Annotated in this window: 22 protein-coding genes and 1 pseudogene; 5 read left to right on the forward strand and 18 right to left on the reverse strand. The window is 66.6% G+C overall.

Going from position 1 to position 17,780, the window contains the following annotated elements; all coding sequences use genetic code 11:
* Positions 1–29: 29 nt before the first annotated feature.
* Positions 30–332: a cation transporter gene (locus JOE53_RS13375; RefSeq protein ID WP_271170965.1), complete on the forward strand. Its 303-nt coding sequence runs from the start codon at positions 30–32 to the stop codon at positions 330–332.
* A gap of 27 nt (positions 333–359) precedes the next feature.
* Here the strand turns inward: JOE53_RS13375 and JOE53_RS13380 are convergent, their stop codons facing one another.
* The 5 genes from JOE53_RS13380 to JOE53_RS13400 all read right to left on the reverse strand — a co-directional run bounded on the left by JOE53_RS13380 (position 360) and on the right by JOE53_RS13400 (position 3,702).
* Positions 360–1,403 (reverse strand): cation diffusion facilitator family transporter, encoded by a 1,044-nt coding sequence (locus JOE53_RS13380; RefSeq protein WP_204948009.1) that lies wholly within the window; start codon positions 1,401–1,403, stop codon positions 360–362.
* Positions 1,400–1,765, reverse strand: a complete 366-nt coding sequence (locus JOE53_RS13385; RefSeq protein WP_204948260.1) for an ArsR/SmtB family transcription factor — start codon at positions 1,763–1,765, stop codon at positions 1,400–1,402. Before JOE53_RS13385 ends, JOE53_RS13380 begins: the two co-directional genes overlap by 4 nt.
* A gap of 73 nt (positions 1,766–1,838) precedes the next feature.
* Entirely contained in the window at positions 1,839–2,630 is a 792-nt protein-coding gene (locus tag JOE53_RS13390; RefSeq protein ID WP_204948010.1) for a MerR family transcriptional regulator, read from the reverse strand.
* Positions 2,623–3,156 (reverse strand): VOC family protein, encoded by a 534-nt coding sequence (locus tag JOE53_RS13395; RefSeq protein ID WP_271170964.1) that lies wholly within the window; start codon positions 3,154–3,156, stop codon positions 2,623–2,625. Before JOE53_RS13395 ends, JOE53_RS13390 begins: the two co-directional genes overlap by 8 nt.
* A gap of 12 nt (positions 3,157–3,168) precedes the next feature.
* A complete protein-coding gene (locus JOE53_RS13400; protein ID WP_204948011.1) occupies positions 3,169–3,702 on the reverse strand; it encodes a putative immunity protein in 534 nt (177 codons plus the stop codon).
* A gap of 70 nt (positions 3,703–3,772) precedes the next feature.
* On the opposite strand from JOE53_RS13400, the gene JOE53_RS13405 reads away from it, so the two are divergent.
* Positions 3,773–4,174, forward strand: coding sequence for a DoxX family protein (locus JOE53_RS13405; RefSeq protein ID WP_204948012.1), 402 nt, complete (start codon positions 3,773–3,775; stop codon positions 4,172–4,174).
* Positions 4,175–4,225: 51 nt separating this feature from the next.
* Here JOE53_RS13405 and JOE53_RS15150 read toward each other — a convergent pair whose 3' ends face one another.
* The 11 genes and pseudogenes from JOE53_RS15150 to JOE53_RS13460 form a co-directional block, all read right to left on the reverse strand.
* Positions 4,226–4,543 carry a GIY-YIG nuclease family protein gene (locus JOE53_RS15150; RefSeq protein ID WP_271170963.1) on the reverse strand — a complete coding sequence of 106 codons (318 nt, stop codon included), beginning with the start codon at positions 4,541–4,543 and terminating at the stop codon, positions 4,226–4,228.
* Positions 4,544–5,016: 473 nt separating this feature from the next.
* Positions 5,017–5,981, reverse strand: a pseudogene (locus tag JOE53_RS13415) (IS3 family transposase); the annotation flags it as partial.
* Positions 5,982–5,989: 8 nt separating this feature from the next.
* Entirely contained in the window at positions 5,990–7,069 is a 1,080-nt protein-coding gene (locus JOE53_RS13420; protein WP_425562642.1) for an IS30 family transposase, read from the reverse strand.
* The gene (locus JOE53_RS15215; protein WP_407663971.1) at positions 6,955–7,500 is read right to left on the reverse strand and encodes a transposase; all 546 of its coding nucleotides are present in this window, start codon (positions 7,498–7,500) and stop codon (positions 6,955–6,957) included. The genes JOE53_RS13420 and JOE53_RS15215 overlap by 115 nt, the downstream gene beginning before the upstream one ends.
* 140 nt (positions 7,501–7,640) lie before the next feature.
* A complete protein-coding gene (locus tag JOE53_RS13430; RefSeq protein ID WP_204948015.1) occupies positions 7,641–8,510 on the reverse strand; it encodes an NAD(P)-dependent alcohol dehydrogenase in 870 nt (289 codons plus the stop codon).
* Positions 8,511–8,596: 86 nt separating this feature from the next.
* Complete coding sequence (locus tag JOE53_RS14845; RefSeq protein ID WP_269454330.1) at positions 8,597–8,830, reverse strand: helix-turn-helix transcriptional regulator; 234 nt, start codon at positions 8,828–8,830, stop codon at positions 8,597–8,599.
* Position 8,831: 1 nt separating this feature from the next.
* Complete coding sequence (locus JOE53_RS13440) at positions 8,832–9,239, reverse strand: hypothetical protein (protein ID WP_061682027.1); 408 nt, start codon at positions 9,237–9,239, stop codon at positions 8,832–8,834.
* 201 nt (positions 9,240–9,440) lie between these two features.
* A complete protein-coding gene (locus tag JOE53_RS13445; protein ID WP_204948017.1) occupies positions 9,441–9,647 on the reverse strand; it encodes an IS3 family transposase in 207 nt (68 codons plus the stop codon).
* Entirely contained in the window at positions 9,616–10,566 is a 951-nt protein-coding gene (locus tag JOE53_RS13450; protein WP_061681364.1) for an integrase core domain-containing protein, read from the reverse strand. The genes JOE53_RS13445 and JOE53_RS13450 overlap by 32 nt, the downstream gene beginning before the upstream one ends.
* Positions 10,563–10,880 (reverse strand): transposase, encoded by a 318-nt coding sequence (locus JOE53_RS13455; protein WP_022883238.1) that lies wholly within the window; start codon positions 10,878–10,880, stop codon positions 10,563–10,565. Before JOE53_RS13455 ends, JOE53_RS13450 begins: the two co-directional genes overlap by 4 nt.
* A 515-nt stretch (positions 10,881–11,395) precedes the next feature.
* Positions 11,396–12,706: an ISL3 family transposase gene (locus tag JOE53_RS13460; RefSeq protein WP_204946571.1), complete on the reverse strand. Its 1,311-nt coding sequence runs from the start codon at positions 12,704–12,706 to the stop codon at positions 11,396–11,398.
* 627 nt (positions 12,707–13,333) lie between these two features.
* Between JOE53_RS13460 and JOE53_RS13465 the strand changes: the two genes are divergently transcribed.
* The 3 genes from JOE53_RS13465 (at position 13,334) to JOE53_RS13475 (ending at position 15,448) form a co-directional block, all read left to right on the forward strand.
* Positions 13,334–13,687, forward strand: coding sequence for a histone-like nucleoid-structuring protein Lsr2 (locus JOE53_RS13465; RefSeq protein ID WP_076691976.1), 354 nt, complete (start codon positions 13,334–13,336; stop codon positions 13,685–13,687).
* Positions 13,688–14,183: 496 nt separating this feature from the next.
* The gene (locus tag JOE53_RS13470) at positions 14,184–14,501 is read left to right on the forward strand and encodes a transposase (RefSeq protein ID WP_022883238.1); all 318 of its coding nucleotides are present in this window, start codon (positions 14,184–14,186) and stop codon (positions 14,499–14,501) included.
* The gene (locus JOE53_RS13475) at positions 14,498–15,448 is read left to right on the forward strand and encodes an integrase core domain-containing protein (RefSeq protein WP_061681364.1); all 951 of its coding nucleotides are present in this window, start codon (positions 14,498–14,500) and stop codon (positions 15,446–15,448) included. The genes JOE53_RS13470 and JOE53_RS13475 overlap by 4 nt, the downstream gene beginning before the upstream one ends.
* 17 nt (positions 15,449–15,465) lie before the next feature.
* Here the strand turns inward: JOE53_RS13475 and istB are convergent, their stop codons facing one another.
* Entirely contained in the window at positions 15,466–16,257 is a 792-nt protein-coding gene (gene istB, locus JOE53_RS13480; RefSeq protein WP_204946858.1) for an IS21-like element helper ATPase IstB, read from the reverse strand.
* Positions 16,257–17,465, reverse strand: a complete 1,209-nt coding sequence (istA, locus tag JOE53_RS13485) for an IS21 family transposase (RefSeq protein ID WP_204946859.1) — start codon at positions 17,463–17,465, stop codon at positions 16,257–16,259. Before istA ends, istB begins: the two co-directional genes overlap by 1 nt.
* Positions 17,466–17,780: the final 315 nt, after the last annotated feature.

Genomic DNA, 17,780 nt, shown 5'->3' on the forward strand with positions numbered 1-17,780 from the left:
GGCCTGCCGTCGCGAAGGCATTCGACCCCGTGCCCCCGCCGCCGGGAGCTCTCACGATCACCGCCATCGGAGCCCTCCTAGTCAACCTCACCGCGGCATTCCTGCTCGTGCGTCACCGCCACCACCGCGGCAGCCTCACGAAGGCGGCATGGCTCTCCGCCCGCAACGACGCCCTCGCCGATCTGGCGATCATCGCCGTCGGCATCCTCACGTTCTGGTTCGCCACCGGCTGGCTCGACATCATCGTGGACGCTGGCATCGGCCTCCTCAACGCCGATGCCGCCCGAGCTGTCTGGATGGCCGCCCGCGCCGAAACCGACCCCACGCCCTGACGGGCACGAGCACCGTGCGCCCGCAGGTCATCGTGCAGCGGCCGATGAGCTTCGAACGCTGATCAGGAACTCGTCGACGTGGGGCAGGTGCGCGCGGATGCTTGCCTCGGCGAGGCCGCCGATCTCGGTGCGCTCCGGGTCGGCGGTGACGAGCGCGTCGCCTTCGAGGCGATGACCGACCCACCGTAGCCGGATGCGCTCCACGCTATCGATGCCGTCGACGTGGGCGAGAGCGTGCTCGGCGCGTTCGAGAAGCTCTGGTTCGATCGCGTCCATGAGTCGGCGTCCAATCGAGCCGATCGTGCCGAGCAGCAGGACGAAGATCGCGATGGAGATGATGATGCCGACGATCGGGTCAGCGAGGGGAAAGCCGAGCAGCACTCCGGCACCGCCGATGACCACGGCGAGAGAGGTGAAGCCATCGGTACGCGCGTGGACGCCGTCCGCGACCAGAGCTGCCGACCCGATTCGTCTCCCGATGCGGATCCGGTAGATCGCGACAAGCTCGTTGCCGGCGAAGCCGATCACACCGGCGACGACCACCCACCAGACGTTCTGCAACGGTTGCGGGTGCAGGAGCCGGTCGATCGACTGCCACGCCGCAACAACAGCAGACAGGGCAACGACCACGACGATGAAGAGGCCGGCGAGATCTTCCGCGCGACCGAACCCGTACGTGTACCGGCGGTTCGCGGCACGCCGACCGAGGATGAACGCGACCCACAGCGGGATCGCGGTGAGAGCATCCGAGAAGTTGTGCACGGTGTCGGCCAACAAGGCCACCGAGCCGCTGAACAGGAACACGACGGCCTGCAGAATCGTCGTCACCAACAAGATCACGAGGCTGATCACTAACGCGCGCACACCCTCGTGACTAGCCTCCATCGCATCATCGATCGAGTCGGCCGCGTCGTGGGTATGCGGCACGAACAAGCCGCGCAAGAAGCCCTTCAGCCCCGAGGGGTGATCGTGGTCATGGAGATGCACGCCACCGTCACTATGCAAGGCGTGGTCATGGTCATGGTCATGGTCATGGTCATGGTGCGAGGAGTGCACGTGCGACGGCGTCATCGGGCTTCCTCCTCGGCGTGATGGTGACGGGGGGTCCCGCCAAGCGAGTGCTCGGCTTGGAAGATCGCGTCGGCGACGAGCTGAGACGCGTGCTCATTCTCGAGTCGGTAGAACACCCGCTGCCCCTCCTGGCGGGTCCCGACGATCCGGGCGAGCCGCAGCTTCGCGAGATGCTGAGACACCGCAGCGGGCGACTTGTCGACGATGTCGGCGATGTGATTCACCGAGAGTTCCCCGGCCGCGTCCAGCGCGAGAATGATTCGTACCCGCGTGGCGTCGGCAAGCATTCCGAAGACCTCGACCGCAAGCTCCACGTACGGGCTCTCGACCGAAAATCCGCATTGCTGCTTATCTGCACTCATACGCAGATACGTTACTTCATCGCGGGAGGCCACTCGCACCCTTCGGTGACGCCGGATGCCGCAGGCACGTCCCTCACTCCCAGGTGGCGGTGTCGGGGTCGATGCCCGCGGCACGCGCGCTCTCGTCGATCGCGCGGCTCAGCCAGTGGGTCAGGCCGGGGCGCACCGCGTCGTAGTGCGCCGCGAACCGTGGGTCGGCGACGTACATCCGCCCGAGGCACACCTGCATCTGCCGGGTGATCGGGAAGAACTGCGAGAGCAGGTCGCGGTGTCGCTCCACGAGGCGGTGGGCCGCGGCATCCCCGGGTGTCGCCCCGTCGTCGACCGCGGCGCCGAGCTCGGCCTCGAACGCCGTCATCGCCTCCGTCACCGCCGCCCAGTCGCCGGCCGAGCGCGACGCCGCACGCTCCGCGTACTGCTGCCACTGCGTCGACTGCCCGTAGGCCTCGCGTGCCTGGGCGGGCCACTCGGTGTTCCAGTCAGGGCCGAAGATCTCGCGCTGCTCGTCGTCGGAGAGCAGGATGCCGCGCTCCTGCGCCTCGATCATGCGCGCGAGGTCGTCGTCGAGGTCGTTCAGCTGTGCGATCCGCTGCGCGAGCTGGGCGCGCTGCACCCGCAACTGGTCGGCGACATCGCCCCCCGGCTCATCGAGAATGGCCCGGATCGCGTCGAGGTCGAGCCCGAGCTCGCGGTACACGACGATGCGCCGGAGGCGTTCGCCATCGGCATCCGTGTAGAGCCGGTAGCCGGCGCGCGATCGTGCGGCGGGGCTCGCGAGGCCGATCTCGTCCCAGTGGTGGAGGGTCCGCACGGTCAGGCCGAGGCGCGCGGCCGTCTCGCCCACCGGCAGACCGTCGTCAGACATGGGACTCATTGTCGTCGGCGCCGATGCCGACCGCACGGAGGGTGCGGCCCTCGACGCTGTCGGGGTCGAACACCTTGCCCGCCGTGAAGACCACGCGGGTGTTCTCGGGGGTGATGACCTCGATGTCGCGGGTGTTCCACATCGTGTCGCGCGGGTGGGTGTCAATGCCGAGGGCGCGCAGGGCATCGGCGATCTGATCGATCTGGTCGAGCACGCAGGCGAAGCTCACGCTCGCGGCCGGGGCGGTGTCGTCCGGCGCGCCCGCGACGAGGAGCACGTCCTGGAACGCCCACCGGCGCAGGTGCGTCATCTGACCCGGAATGCCGAACAGCTCGAAGAACCCGAGGCCGCGGGTCCAGAAGTCGATGGATGCCGCGAGATCCGCCGTCGGAATCGTCACGAACATGGGCATGCCGTAGATGCCGCGAAACAGAGGCGGGGCGACGGCGTCGGGTCCCGGGGCAGGGACGGGGCTGATGTCGAAAGCGTCGGGAAGGTCGGTCCTGAGACCACGATCGAGCCTCACGTCGCGTGAGGGTCAAGCCCCGGATGCGATCCGTGTCTGCAGCGTGTGGATGGTCGATCCCAGGATGCCGCGGGCCAGCAATCCGTCGGCGACGAACGGACCCGCGGCATCCTCGCCGACCGGTGGAAGCTGACGGAGGGCGGCGCGGACGTCCGGTGTCATGCGCTGCAGTTGCCATTCGATCTCGGCATCCACGTCGTCGGGCCTGGCGGTACTGACGGACTTCACGGCGTAGGCGGCGGCACCGAGGGCGTGCGCGCCCATGTGCGCGACGCCCGACGCCTGCGCCGCCGACCGGGCCGCCGCGATCGCGGCCGGCGAGGTGACCGAGGCGGCGGCGCGGCCCGCAACGAACCGGCGGCGGATCTCGCCCGCCGAGTCGAGCTCGCCGCGGGCGTACGCGCGAGCTCTCGCGATGGCGTCACGCGGGCGATCGTCGTCGGGAGCCTCACGTTCGAAGAGAGGGAGCACGCGTTCGGCGCAGTCCGCAGACCACGCGGCGACGAGGCGCCGGTCGGGCTCGCTCAGGGTTTGCGGGGAGAGCATCTGCCCATGCTGTCATCGGAGGTGTTCGCGCGGCGGCCCCGGGCTGCGGCGGGGCGGGGAGAATGGCGTGATGACACGTCGCGCGAAGAAGCCCGCCGCCACCGTTCCCTGGATCGTGATGGTGCCGTTCGCGGTGTCGGGCGTCATCCACCTCGTGCGACCCGGGGTGTTCACGCCGATCATCCCGCGGGCGCTGCGGCGGTGGGATCGGCCGCTCGTGGTCGCGTCGGGCATCGCGGAGCTGGCGTGCGCGGTGGGGTTGGTGGTGCCCTCGACCCGGGCCGCCGCCGGGCGAGCGAGCGCGGTAGTGCTGGCCGCTGTCTGGCCCGCGAACATGCAGATGAGCATCGACCTCGGCCGCCGGGCGGCGCGCCGGCGCACGGCGAAGGCATGGGCCTCGTTCGCGGTGTCGCTGGTGCGGCTGCCGCTTCAGGTCACGTTGATCAGGAAGGCGCTCGGCGCCTCACGCTGAGCCAGAGGTGTGCCCAGGCCTCGACCGGGTCGGGCACAGGACACCATAGGCTCAGCGCCCTTGAGGCCACAAGCCTACGGATTGTCGATACTCCGTAGCATCGGGTTCCTCGGTGAACTCGAGGATGTTGCCGACTTTACTGAGGAGAACCTCACGCACCTCGGTAGGACTGGCGAAGAAGAACTCCCTGCGGTGGTTCGCGCGATTGAGCGCGCGATCCGCAAAGTGACGGTGAAGCTCAGCTTCTAGGCTGACGGCGTCTTCGGAGAAGAACAGAGTGTGGGTGTCGAAGCGGAACGGCACGGACGCGCCGCCAAGCTCATAGATCCGCTCGCGGGGTTCGAGTCGTCTCGTGAGTCCAATCTTCACGACGCTCTCACCGAACGCGCCCTGGTTCGAAATGACGCAGAGGTAGCCTGCACGAATGTTGGCGGCTCGGTTGTCGTTCTGCCCGATGGCGACGTCGACCTCTGCGAGTCGCTGCGCGAGAGTCGGATCATCTTGCCCGTTCTGCCGCAGGGTGGCCGACGTGTTGAGGAGGTTCGTTGGCGAGGCGTGCGCATTCCTCTGCGAGTTCCCTCTCGCAGAACGGGCACCACGCGGCGGCAACGACCGCGAGCACGGAAGAGATCAGGCCTGCGAGCTCCACGATTCAGCGAATCCCGTCGAAAGTCGTCGCGGGCGTATCGGAAGGCTATGACTCAGTAGTGCCCCGTAGCGCGGTGGGGCGAGTTGCCCCTACACACGGGTCGGTCGACTCTCCGACGTCATCATGGCGGCGCGGCCACGACTGCGCCACCCTGGGGCCTTGACCCCGGATCGTGGACACGGTGTCATTTCGGTTATGCCGCTTCCGTGAGGGTAGCTGATCTCGCGGCCGCGTAGGTGTTCTCGTAGCTGTTCGGGGTGATCTGGCCGATCGCGGAGTGGCGTCGGCGCGTGTTGTATCGGTTCGTCCACCGGAACACGGCCCGGTAGGCGGTGGCTTGATCGGGGAACGCCGACGCGCCTTGGAGGAGCTCGCGTTTGAGCGCGGCGTTGAAGCTCTCGGCCAGCGAGTTGTCGGCGCTCGTGCCCACCGCGCCCATGGACTGGGTCACCTTGAGCTGCTCGCAGAGTGCTGCGTAGGCTTTCGACGCGTAGACCGAGCCGTGGTCGCTGTGGAACACTGCGCCGGCCAGCGATCCGCGGTCGCGGTGCGCGCCGCGGAGAGCGCCTTCGACGAGTTCGGTGCGCATGTGGTCGGCGACCTGCCAGCCGGCGAGCTTGCGCGACCCGAGGTCGATGCAGGTCGCCAGATACAGGTTGCTGCCGTCCGCGATGGGGAGGTAGGTGATATCGCCGACATACCTGCGGTTCGGCTCCCCGGTGCTGAAGTCCCGCCCGACCAGGTCGGGGAACTTCCGTCCGGACTGGTCCGGGATCGTGGTCTTCACCCGGCGGCGCAGTCGGATCCCCGCGAGCGCGTGTTCCCGCATCACCCGAGCGACCCGCTTATGATTCACCCGCCCGGCGGCGGGGACGCCGTCGTTGAGGTCGGCAGTGATCCTCGGTGCCCCGTAGGCGCGGTCACCACCCTGCGCGGGGTCCTGCAGCACCCGGATCCGTGCCGCCAACCGGGCGTCGTCCGCGGCTCGCGCGGCCCGTCCCGGGGCTGCGGCCAGCCACGCGTAGAACGAGGACCGGGCGATCTCGATGACCTCACACAACCGCTTCACGCCGTAGGCGTCCTTGTGGTCCTCGACGAACTGGAAGCGGTTCACCAGTTCGTCTCCGCAGCGAAATACTTCGCCGCCTGACGGAGGATGGGCGGATTCAACCGGTGGTCGCAACGAGTTCTGTGAACTTCTCCGATGGTGTCAGATAGCCGAGCGTTTTGCGTGGTCGTCCGTTGAGCGAGTCCTGGATCGCGGTCAGCTCAGCGCGGGTGACGATGCTCAGATCGGTGCTCTTCGGCAGGTACTGGCGTAGCAGTCCGTTGGTGTTCTCGTTGCTTCCGCGCTGCCACGGGGAGCGCGGGTCGCAGAAGTAGATCGGGATGCCGGTCGCTGTCGTGAACTCGGAATGCTTGGCCATCTCGGCACCCTGATCCCAGGTGATCGTCCGCGCCAGCGACGCCGGCAACGCGGTGATCGCCTCGCGCATTGCGGCCTCCACCTTGTCTGCACTCTTCCCGTCGGGCAGGTGCAGCAGAAGTGTGAGGCGGGTGCTGCGTTCAACGAGGGTTCCCACGGCGCTGCGACTGTTCTCACCGAGGATCAAGTCGCCTTCCCAATGCCCCGGCACGGCGCGGTCTTCGACCTCCGCGGGGCGCTCGCTGATCATCACCATCCCTGGCAGCCGGCCTCGCCGGTCCGTCGCGGTCCGCGACTTCCGTGCCGCACGCCCTGACCGCAGGCAGCGGGCAAGCTCGCGGCGCAACTGCCCGCGTCCCTGCACGAACAGGGACTGGTAGATCGTCTCATGACTCACGTGCATCTCCGGGTCGTCGGGATGCTCCAACCGTAGGCGGGCGGCGATCTCCTGCGGAGACCACAGTTGCTCCAGCTGCGTCGCGACAACCTCGAGCAGCCGTCCACCGTCAAGCTTGAACGGCTTCGGTCGGCGGGCCTGCTCTCGCGCGTCCTCATGCGCCCGCCACGCCGAGTACCCCTCCCGCCCGCCGCCGCGCTTGACCTCGCGGCTGACCGTCGACACCGCCCGTCCCAGGGCGAGCGCGATCGCGGTCAACGTGTCACCGCGCGCGAGACCAACCAGGATCTCCTCACGATCGAAGACCGTCAGATGCCCCTCGCGCGGCTCCCAGCCGAACGGCTTCCCGTCGAGGTGACGGCCTTCCCGCGCCATGCGGCCGACCATCGGGGCCGTGCACCCGATCTCGCGGGCGATATCGATGAGCCGCCACCCCTTCGAGTGGAGACGGAGCGCGAGCTGCTTCTGCTCACGACTGAGATGACCATGCTTGCCCTGCAACGAATGCCTCCCGAGATCAGCGTCTGCTTCATCTCACAGCACTCATTGCGACCACCGGTTGAATCCGCCATGTCCCGCTCCGTCTCGAGCTTGACCTGCTCCGCTCTCGAGACCGCTAACTCGGCTTCCAACCGGATGATCCTCGCCGCCTGCGACTCCGACCGCACCGACACCGGCGGCGACACCGAACCGGCCGCAGCGGTCCCGGATCCGAGCTTGTCGACCCATTCCTTCAACGCACCACGGGAGATCCCCAAATCGGCCGCGATCGCTTTCAGCGTCGCGCCCGGCGTGGACTCGTACAAATCCACCGCACGCTGCCGGAACTCGTCCGTGTAGTTCTTCCTTGCCATCCCTCAGATTCTCGCTTCCCCAGCATCGTGCTGGAATCAGCGTGTCCAAGATCAGGGGTCAAGCCCCCTGCGCCGCGATGGACCGGTTGGGACGCGATCGGCATCTCGAACGAGACGCTCACCGAGTGCGCCGTCGCCTATCAGGGGGTCAGCACAATCTTCCCCGCGTGGACGGAGCCGCGAAGCGCGTCGACCGCGTCGGCGGCGTGATCGAACGTATAGGTCTGTGAGTGGGTGGAGCGCAACTCCCCGGACGAGAGCGCCGCTGCAAGCTCCGCGATATCGTCCCCGCGGGCTGCAGCCATGAGCGTGATGATTTTGATCCCGCGGGTGAAGGGGGCGCGTAGGGATCGATCGAGAGGGCCGAGCACTCGTCCGCCCCGCTCACTGCCGCCCAGAACGAGGGTGCCGCCCGGGATGGTGGCGCGGCGCCAGGCGGCGAGGGGCAAACCGCCGGCGAAGTCCAGCACCGCGTCGAAACGCTGACCGCCCGCGGTCGGGTCGGTGCTCGCGTAGTCGATGACGTCACGGGCGCCCAGGCCGCGGACGAAGCTGGCCTTGGACGCGCTACAGACTGCCGTGACGTGTGCGCCGCGCTTCGCGGCTAGCTGCACGGCATACGATCCGACGCCCCCTCCCGCTCCGGTGATCGCGATGGTCTTGCCGGCGAGAGTGCCGAGAGTCCGGAGCGCTTGCAGAGCGGTGTATCCCGACATCGGCACGGCGGCCGCCTGTTCGAAACTGGTCCCCGGCGGCATTCGCTGGAGCAGATCCGCACTCGCTGTCGCGAGGGTGGCCCACGAGGCGCGCGCCGAGCCGAAGACGCGATCGCCCACCGCGAAGCTCTCGACGCCCGGTCCGACGCTCGCGACGGTGCCGGCGACGTCCTGCCCGAGTCCGGGCCGCTTCGGGCGACGGAGCCCCGTGCCCAGCCGCATCATCGTCGGCTCGCCGGACATGACGTGCCACTCAGCCATGTTGACCCCGGCCGCGGCGACCTCAACAACCACCCGCCCCGGCTCGGGCGCCGGGTTATCGACCTCTTCCACACGCAAGACGGATGTGTCACCGTACTCATGCCTGACAACTGCTCGCATCAACTGCTCTCCTCTGTCTCGTAGCTGAAGGCGTCGTCGAGTCCGACGCCGAAGACACGTGCGATCTGAAACGCCACCTCCAGTGACGGCGAGTACTTTCCCTGTTCGATCGCGATGATCGTCTGGCGGGTCACGCCCACGCGATCGGCGAGTGCGGCTTGCGTCATCTCCCCTGCTGAGAAACGCAGGGTGCGGATTCGGTTGGTGACCCGGGTGGGCTTCGTTTTGGCCACGTCAGAAGCCGCGTCGGTAGGCCACGAGCTTCGCCGCGGACTGGAGGATCGCAGCAAGAACGAAGCCGAGGTAGAGCACATTCGCGACGTAGACCTGCGAGGCGTCCATGAAGCAGAGGACGAGCGCACCCACGCCCCCCAGAACGATCATCATGTTGCCGATCCGCGAGCCGAACCATCCGATCTCCTTGTCCCGCTGATCGACGCGACGGGATCCGGCCATGCCGATCACGATCCCTGTCAGGATGCCGGCCACGATTCCCCCAGTGATCGCCCACGCCATCGGCCATACATATGTCTCGGCATCGAGCGGTCCGCCGCCGGTCATGAAGCTGAGCACGAGGTACAGCGCATACCCGACCGGAGCGATCACGATGAACGCCCAGGTGTTTCTCTCCTCATACGACATGGAGTACTCCTGCTGTCAAGAAATCTGTACACATGCAATGTAATGAAGACCTAACTCTGTGTCAATGTTTCTTTACCTTCGTGAAGCGGGAGCCGCTGTGGTCGGCGCCACGTCCAGCCGGAGCGCGTGGGCGGGCGAGAGGAACTGGTCGGTGACAACTGATCGTTCGAATCGGAAAGTGATTCGCCCTGAGTTTCGTTCCTATCGGGCGGCTTGGGAGACGGGTGTTCCCAAGGGTGTGTCGAGGCCAGCGTAGTAGTCGGCTTCGACCGCGGCGGGGGTGCGCATGTCGAGCTCTCCGTGGAGGCGCTGGTAGTTCCACCACCACACGTATTCGAGCGTCGCGAGTTCGACCTGCTCGACCGTGTGTCCCGCGTCAAGTAGTTGGCAGGATTTCTTCTGTTTCAAAGGTGGGGGTGGTGGGGTCGGCCAGGCCGAGGTGCACCTCCAGTGGCCGGTTCCAGGCGATCGCCTCATGAGGGCGCTCGGTGTTGTACTCGACTCGGTAGTCCTCGGCCCGCTCGATGAGCGTCAAGGCGTCCGGGATCTCGTCGAGGAACAGCCGCTCGTACTTCAGCGTCCCGAACCCGCGTTCGCGTGACCCGTTCTGGCCTGGCGACTTCACCCGGGTGCGGACATGCCGAAGCTCGGGGTGACGCATGATGAACAACTCGAAGTTCAACGACCGGAACGGGCCGCCATTGTCCGTGACGATGGTGAGGACCGGCAGCAGCTCCCCGGTGTCCGCATCGACCTCACACTCGTCGACGAGCGGGTGCCCGAACAGACGCTCGTACTCGGCCAAGGCGAGTTCGATCGCGGCGATCGCGTCGTACTGGTTCGCCGTCGGCGACACATGGAACGGGTACTCGAGCTTCGAGAACCAGTCCCGACACCCCGCGATCCGCCAGGTCCCGCCCTGGGTGGTCTCGAACTCGCTGAAGTCCAGCTGCCACACCTGGTTCGGTCCGTTCGGGTTGCGAGCGAACGCTGCCTTCCGGTCCTTCGCCAACTCCCGACGCTGCTTCTGGTACTCCGACGGCAGGATCAGCCCGTCGTCACGCAGCAACCGCAGCACCGTCGCCTGCGACACCTTGTGCCCGTCGTGCCGCGTCATCGCCCAGATCTTCCGGTGACCCCACGCCGGCTTCGCCAACGCATGCTTCACCACCAGCGGCCGAGCGGCATCCCTCGCCGGCTGCGGCCACGGCCCCTTCGGCGGCTGTTCCTGCCGCGCCTTGGCCTGCCAGCGTCGCCAGGTGCGTTCGGGCATGTCGATCAGCTTGCAGAACCTCGCGGTCGACATGCCCGCCTCGACGCGGATCACCTCGAGGTCCTCGAAGGGCCCAAGCGTCCCTCCGCGGACTTCTTCCATACCCGGATCTCGACCGCCGCCTCACCGAGCGCCTGGGTCAGCTCCGCGACCTCCGCCTCGAGCTGCTGCTCCCGGGTCGAGGGCCCGTTCTTGCCCGCCGCGAGACTCGTCTTCCCGGCCTCGAGGAAGTCCGCCTTCCACCGGCCGATCGACTGCTCGCTGACCTTCTCGCGCCTGGCCGCCTCGGCGATCGTCATCTCGCCGGCGAGGATGCTCAGCACGATCCTCGTCTTCTTCTCCACCGGGATCACTGGTGGTCTTCCCATGTCGAACTCTCCGCTCAGGACTCAATCAATGGTCCTGCCACAAAGTCTGACGCGCGACACGTCGACCCACACTTGGTCAACTACCTCCGCCGCGTAGCCGACGGAGACGTGCAGCTCTACCTCTGGCGCCCCGAGAAGGGCGCAATCATCGAAATGGCCGGGGACCCACGCACCGCGAAGTCCGCACTGTTCGTGGTGCCCGGCACGAACGCGAGCATAAGCGAGTTCACCAGCGACAACCCCACAACCCGCTTCGCAAGCTGGCAGGTTGAGAAATCGGCGAGCCACAGTGTTCTCGCGTTCACCGTGTTGACGGGGCCAATGCCCTACCTCACTCCGGCCCCCGTGGACTTCTGGTCCAACGGGCCACAGAACAACGCCTTCGCTTCCGCGCGCGCCCCAGAGCTTGCCGCGTTTGAGCGGGGCATCTTCGCCGCCATGCCAGGCGTTCCCGCCGTGAGTTACGAGCACTCGTACGCCACGGCCGTAGGGTCTGCCGCGGAGGCATATGGGGCTCATCGCAATCGAGGGTGTAGGAGTGGTCTGAAGCCGCCGGCTTCGAGCAGCGACCGCGCGATGTAGTGAGTCAGGTTGCGGAAGCCCAGGGCCGATCCGCGGAGGTGTTCGAGGCGCCCGTTGATTGCCTCGGTGGGTCCGTTCGAGGTGCCGGGGCGGTCGAAGAACGCGAGCACGTCGGCTGCGCGCTGCTTCAAGGTCCGCCCGAGTCGGCGGATCTCGGTGAGAGCGGCGGGGACGCCGCTGCTGACGGCGTCGATCACTGCGCGCATCATCTCCTTGGCCTTGTTCTTGTCGGGTTCGCGGTAGGCCGCGACGATGCGCTGGTAGATGCCCCAGGTCGCTTCGACCTCGATGTGCTCCTCGGCGGCGAACACCGCGTCGAGGCGTGCGGTCTGCTTCTCGGTGAGCAAGCTCGCGCCGGTGTGAAGGGTGCGGCGGACACCGTAGAGCGGGTCACCGGCGTGGCCGCGGTGGCCGAGGTTGTCCTGCTGAACACGCTGCCGGGTGCGGTCCAGGGCGTCGCCGGCGAGGCGGACGACGTGGAACGGGTCCATGACGGGGACGGCGTCGGGGAGTTCCTCGGCCGCGGCGGTCTTGAACCCGCTGAACCCATCCATCGCGACCACCTCGATCGCCTTCGACCAGTCCGCGGGCCGGGCGGCGAGCCACTGCTTGAACACCTGCTTCGACCGCCCCTCGACCATGTCCAGCAGCCGGGCCGGGCCGCTCTTCTCGCGGACCGGGGTGAGGTCGATGATCACGGTCACGTACTTGTCGCCGAACCGTGTGTGGCGCCAGACGTGCTCGTCGACACCGATCGTGGTCACCCCATCGAACCGCGTGGGGTCGTCGATCAGCCGTCGCTTGCCTTCGGCGAGGATCGCGGTGTTCGCGGTGTGCCACGACACCCCGAGTCCTGCTGCGGCGCGGGAGACGGTGAGGTGGTCGACCACGATCGTGGTGAGTGCCCACCCGATCCCGCCGCGCGAGATCTTCGCCCGTGGCGCCGCCGCTTTCGTCGTGTCCTGCCGCCAGGTGCGCCGGCAGTGCGCGCACCGGTAGCGGCGCACCCGGATCAGCAGCGTCGTCGGCCGGTGCCCGAACGGCTCATGCGCGAGCGGCCGCGTGACCGTGTCACGCGCCACGCCCTCCGCACCGCACTTCCGGCACCACGGGTCATCATTGATGACACGGCACTCAAGCACTGCCCGGTCTGGCTCGAGCAGCTGTCCAACAGCCTCGAGGCCGAGCTCGTCGAGGCGGCAGAACGTGGTCAGGTCAGGGGTCGCGAACGTAGGGTGGTGCACGTCGAGGTCTTTCGGATGGGCAGCGTAGGAACTTCCATCCTGGAAGACCTCGACGCCTATCCGCGAACCACCAGCCGGCCCACGACTACACCCTCATCTGCGAAGAGCCCCGAAAAGCATGTGGGCGCTTCAGTGACCGATGCGTCGGATCCAGCCTCAGGTCCACGGATCAATATCCTGGCAACCTCTGCATGCGGGAAGAAGTCGTCGGACTAAGATCGCCGGTCTTATTGGGGCTCGCAAGACCACCTTCTACTGCGAGGTGGCCCGCTGCGATCAGGCGAACATTGCTTGCTCCACTCCGGAGTATGAGTCATCGTGAGCTCACTCGAATTTGCCGCACTCTGGAGAGACGAAGTAGCGCTCGCGTGTCGCGCGTTTCCACCTTGGCCGCGACATCGCAGTCGCTCAAAAAAGCGTCAACGAGCGCGTGACTTAGCAGATGACCCCGCCTATCTGAGACCCGGCATAACATCCTGAAGAGCCCCTCAGCCCGATCAGGCTTTGATTCAATTGTCAAGCGTGCTACTACTTCCGACATATCTCCTGCATGTGTGACTACAGTGGCTACGAAACAGGTGGACCCGACTACCTATCACCGAACTAACTCTGAGAGAAGCACCCCTCATGGCACAGAAAGTCATCGTCGAACTTGTTGACGATCTCGACGGTACCCCCATCAAGGACGGCAAGGGCGGGACGGTGAGTTTCGCGCTGGGCAAGAAGTCCTATGACATCGACCTTTCCGACGCGAACCTCGCCAAGCTCGAGAAGGCCCTCGCGCCGTTCATCGACGCCGCACGCCCTTCCTCCAGCGCACCCGCCGCTGGTGCGCGTCGTGGCACTTCACGTTCGGCCCGCAAGGCTTCAGGTGTCGATCTCGCGGCCGTTCGCGAGTGGGCACGCGCCAATGGCCACACGGTCAGCGAGCGTGGACGTGTTCCCGCCGCGGTGCTTGAGGCGTACGCCGCCGCGCAGTAATCAGCACGGGCTGCACCGACGGCGAAAGGGCCGATGTGCAAGAAGTGAAAAGCGGTGGGCGCTGGCAGAGAATGACTTTTCGCCGGCGCCCACCGCTGTGCGGAGGTGGCTACTCGCTCTGACTGTCACTCGTGGGAGTGACGCGGACCTGTAAACCGGGCGCGTACTCCTGAAGCAACGTGGCCCAGATGATCGCTTCGAGATAGTCCTCGTGCACATCCGGCTCGGATCGCCACCGCTTGCTATCCGGCTCGCGGGTACTGACGTTGCATTCTCCGGAGCCGAGGAGCAGCTTCGAGACCGCAGGTGAAAGGTCGGTGCTATGGCCGGCGGAGTTCACTCCCCCGACCAGTACCGCATTGCCGACAAGTTGAGCGTGTGTCGGCGGCGCGTGAATCCTGGTCACTTTCGGCGCTCGAAAAGTGAACGGTTGCGGGTGTCGCGCGTCAGACTTTGTGGCAGGACCATTGATTGAGTCCTGAGCGGAGAGTTCGACATGGGAAGACCACCAGTGATCCCGGTGGAGAAGAAGACGAGGATCGTGCTGAGCATCCTCGCCGGCGAGATGACGATCGCCGAGGCGGCCAGGCGCGAGAAGGTCAGCGAGCAGTCGATCGGCCGGTGGAAGGCGGACTTCCTCGAGGCCGGGAAGACGAGTCTCGCGGCGGGCAAGAACGGGCCCTCGACCCGGGAGCAGCAGCTCGAGGCGGAGGTCGCGGAGCTGACCCAGGCGCTCGGTGAGGCGGCGGTCGAGATCCGGGTATGGAAGAAGTCCGCGGAGGGACGCTTGGGCCCTTCGAGGACCTCGAGGTGATCCGCGTCGAGGCGGGCATGTCGACCGCGAGGTTCTGCAAGCTGATCGATATGCCCGAACGCACCTGGCGACGCTGGCAGGCCAAGGCGCGGCAGGAACAGCCGCCGAAGGGGCCGTGGCCGCAGCCGGCGAGGGATGCCGCTCGGCCGCTGGTGGTGAAGCATGCGTTGGCGAAGCCGGCGTGGGGTCACCGGAAGATCTGGGCGATGACGCGGCACGACGGGCACAAGGTGTCGCAGGCGACGGTGCTGCGGTTGCTGCGTGACGACGGGCTGATCCTGCCGTCGGAGTACCAGAAGCAGCGTCGGGAGTTGGCGAAGGACCGGAAGGCAGCGTTCGCTCGCAACCCGAACGGACCGAACCAGGTGTGGCAGCTGGACTTCAGCGAGTTCGAGACCACCCAGGGCGGGACCTGGCGGATCGCGGGGTGTCGGGACTGGTTCTCGAAGCTCGAGTACCCGTTCCATGTGTCGCCGACGGCGAACCAGTACGACGCGATCGCCGCGATCGAACTCGCCTTGGCCGAGTACGAGCGTCTGTTCGGGCACCCGCTCGTCGACGAGTGTGAGGTCGATGCGGACACCGGGGAGCTGCTGCCGGTCCTCACCATCGTCACGGACAATGGCGGCCCGTTCCGGTCGTTGAACTTCGAGTTGTTCATCATGCGTCACCCCGAGCTTCGGCATGTCCGCACCCGGGTGAAGTCGCCAGGCCAGAACGGGTCACGCGAACGCGGGTTCGGGACGCTGAAGTACGAGCGGCTGTTCCTCGACGAGATCCCGGACGCCTTGACGCTCATCGAGCGGGCCGAGGACTACCGAGTCGAGTACAACACCGAGCGCCCTCATGAGGCGATCGCCTGGAACCGGCCACTGGAGGTGCACCTCGGCCTGGCCGACCCCACCACCCCCACCTTTGAAACAGAAGAAATCCTGCCAACTACTTGACGCGGGACACGGGCAGTCTAGCTAGGTGTTTCGTCGGTGGTGGTGCGGATGCTGGGGAGGCTGTCGATGCCTCTGCCGCGGAGTCGGTAGCTGGCGCCTTTGAGGGTGAGGACGTCGGCGTGGTGAACGATGCGGTCGATCATCGCGGCGGCGACGGCCTGGTCGCCGAAGACGCCACCCCAGCTGGAGAACGGCAGGTTCGAGGTCAGGATCAGCGACGCGTGTTCGTAGCGTGACGAGACCAGCTGGAAGAAGAGGTTGGCGGCGTCTTGTTCGAACGGGAGGTAGCCGACTTCGTCGACGATGATCAGTCCGTAACGGCGAAGCCGGGTGAGCTCTCGTGGCAGGTTGCCTTGCCGGTGGGCGTCGGTGAGGCGGGTGACCCAGTCCGTCGCAGTCGCGAACAACACCCGGTGCCCGTGGCGGGCAGCGACGATCCCGAGCGCGGTCGCGAGGTGCGTCTTCCCCGTCCCGGGAGGGCCGAGCAGGACCACGTTCTGCGCTTCGAGGAGGAACCCTCCCGAAGCGAGCGCGGCGATCTGCTGCCGAGTGGCCGGTTGCGCGTCCCAGTCGAAGTCCTCGAGCGTCTTCCGGCTCGGCAAGCCAGCGGCTTTGATCCGCAGCTCCGCGCCGGAGGCGTTGCGAGCGCTCACTTCGCGTTCGAGGACGGCGGCGAGGTAGTCCTCGAACGACCAACCGGCGTCGCGTGCTTGGTCCGCCATCCGGGCTGCGGCCTCCGTGATCCGGGGTGCCTTGAGTGCGCCGGCGAGATAGGTGATCTGCTTTGCGACGTCGGTCTTGCCGGCCATCAGTTGCTCCCCTCGACGAGCCCGAACGCGCGGTCGTAGTCCGCGAGATCCCGAGTCAGATCGTCGCCGACTGGAACAAGTCGCGGCTGCTGGAACTCGCGTCGTAGGACGGCCGCAGCTTCTCGATGCGCGGGGTCGGTGATCACCATTCCTCGCGCCCAGACACGGGTGTGGTCGGCGATGATCCGTCCATCGAGGCGGACGCGGACCCGGTCCAGGTCCGCGGTGACGTCGACGATCCTGCCGATCGCGCGCGGGTCGACGGAGTAGTCGTTCGTGTCGATGCGGACGTAGTAGTCGCGGCCGAGCCGGATCCGGTTCCGCCAGCCCAGATGCAACGGGATCGGCGGCAACGGCAACATCGCCGCCAGATCCGCAGGCAGCAGCGAGATCGGAGAGGCGGCCAGGGTGCGCACCCTCCGCTGGTTGGCGACTCCGAGCCAGTCGGTGAACTGCTCGTTGAAGTCCGCGGGCGAGGCGAATGACCGGCCCGGCATGAACGATGTCTCGAACCAACCGTTGCGGCGTTCCACGATCCCTTTCGATTCCGGATCCCGCGGCGGCAGCAGCACGAGCTTGGCCGCGAGGGTTCCCATGAACGCGTCGACTCCGTCCGCGTGACGGCGTCCTCGCCCGATGCCGGGCTCGTTGTCCCAGATCAGCCGACGCGGAACCCGGCCGAGCTGCTCGATCAGCTGCCAGGTCCCGAGCAGCAGATCCTCGGTCTTCCGAGTCGGGATCATCACTCCCGTCGTGAACCGGCAATGCGCCGGGGTGATCACCAGCACCGGCAACAGCTTCGCTGTCCCGTCCTCGAGCGGGATCTTCTTCGGCGGGAACCACAAATCGCACTGCGCCGCGTCCCCCGCCGCCCACGTGATCCGATCCGCGGGATCGAGACGCTGCTGCTCGGGCCGCAACCGCTTCACGTTGTCACGGAACCACCGGATCGAGCCCGTCCACCCGACCCGCTCCGCGAGCACCGTCGCCGGCATCGTCGGCGTCTCCAGCAGCAACGCACGCACCCGCGACTCGAACGGTGTGAACGACGTCGGCGCCGCTGTCCGCTCATAGTGAGGCGGCGATTCCGAGTTCACCGCCTTGATGACCGTGGTCCTCGAGATCCCCAACCGCTCGGCAATATGCGCGTTCGGCACGCCCTCGCCGGCCAGCCTCCGGATCAACGCCCAGTCCTCCAAAGTGATCACTCTCCAATCGTTGAGTGTTCACTTTTCAAGCGCCGCTACTGTCCAGTTTTCGAGCGCCGTCGACACACAAATGTCCCGATGGACATCGCGTGGACATTTCATTTGCGAAATGGACAACTCCAAGCTGGACCTACACCTACAACTAATGTAGGTTCCCGGTCAAGGTGGCGGAGAACTCGGGGATTCCACGCTAATTGGCAGCAGTTTCGTCAGCAGGATTCCGCGCGAAATGGCAGATCCCTACATAAGAGTAGGAAGTCCACTTAGACTTGACGTCCGCCGCCGCCGTCCGATCTCCCGCGCGATCATCCTCCC

This window comes from Microbacterium laevaniformans, assembly GCF_016907555.1.
Taxonomy (GTDB): Bacteria; Actinomycetota; Actinomycetes; order Actinomycetales; family Microbacteriaceae; genus Microbacterium; species Microbacterium laevaniformans.

Bases quoted from the DNA above. Each gene is read 5' to 3' on its own strand.
- JOE53_RS15215 (WP_407663971.1), bottom strand. From the start codon at position 7,500: ATGGCAAGGAAGAACTACACGGACGAGTTCCGGCAGCGTGCGGTGGAT.
- JOE53_RS13400 (WP_204948011.1), bottom strand. From the start codon at position 3,702: ATGCTCTCCCCGCAAACCCTGAGCGAGCCCGACCGGCGCCTCGTCGCC.
- JOE53_RS13470 (WP_022883238.1), top strand. From the start codon at position 14,184: ATGGGAAGACCACCAGTGATCCCGGTGGAGAAGAAGACGAGGATCGTG.
- JOE53_RS13465 (WP_076691976.1), top strand. From the start codon at position 13,334: ATGGCACAGAAAGTCATCGTCGAACTTGTTGACGATCTCGACGGTACC.
- JOE53_RS13405 (WP_204948012.1), top strand. From the start codon at position 3,773: ATGACACGTCGCGCGAAGAAGCCCGCCGCCACCGTTCCCTGGATCGTG.
- JOE53_RS13385 (WP_204948260.1), bottom strand. From the start codon at position 1,765: ATGAGTGCAGATAAGCAGCAATGCGGATTTTCGGTCGAGAGCCCGTAC.
- JOE53_RS13390 (WP_204948010.1), bottom strand. From the start codon at position 2,630: ATGTCTGACGACGGTCTGCCGGTGGGCGAGACGGCCGCGCGCCTCGGC.
- istB (WP_204946858.1), bottom strand. From the start codon at position 16,257: ATGGCCGGCAAGACCGACGTCGCAAAGCAGATCACCTATCTCGCCGGC.
- JOE53_RS13455 (WP_022883238.1), bottom strand. From the start codon at position 10,880: ATGGGAAGACCACCAGTGATCCCGGTGGAGAAGAAGACGAGGATCGTG.
- JOE53_RS13440 (WP_061682027.1), bottom strand. From the start codon at position 9,239: ATGTCGTATGAGGAGAGAAACACCTGGGCGTTCATCGTGATCGCTCCG.
- JOE53_RS13380 (WP_204948009.1), bottom strand. From the start codon at position 1,403: ATGACGCCGTCGCACGTGCACTCCTCGCACCATGACCATGACCATGAC.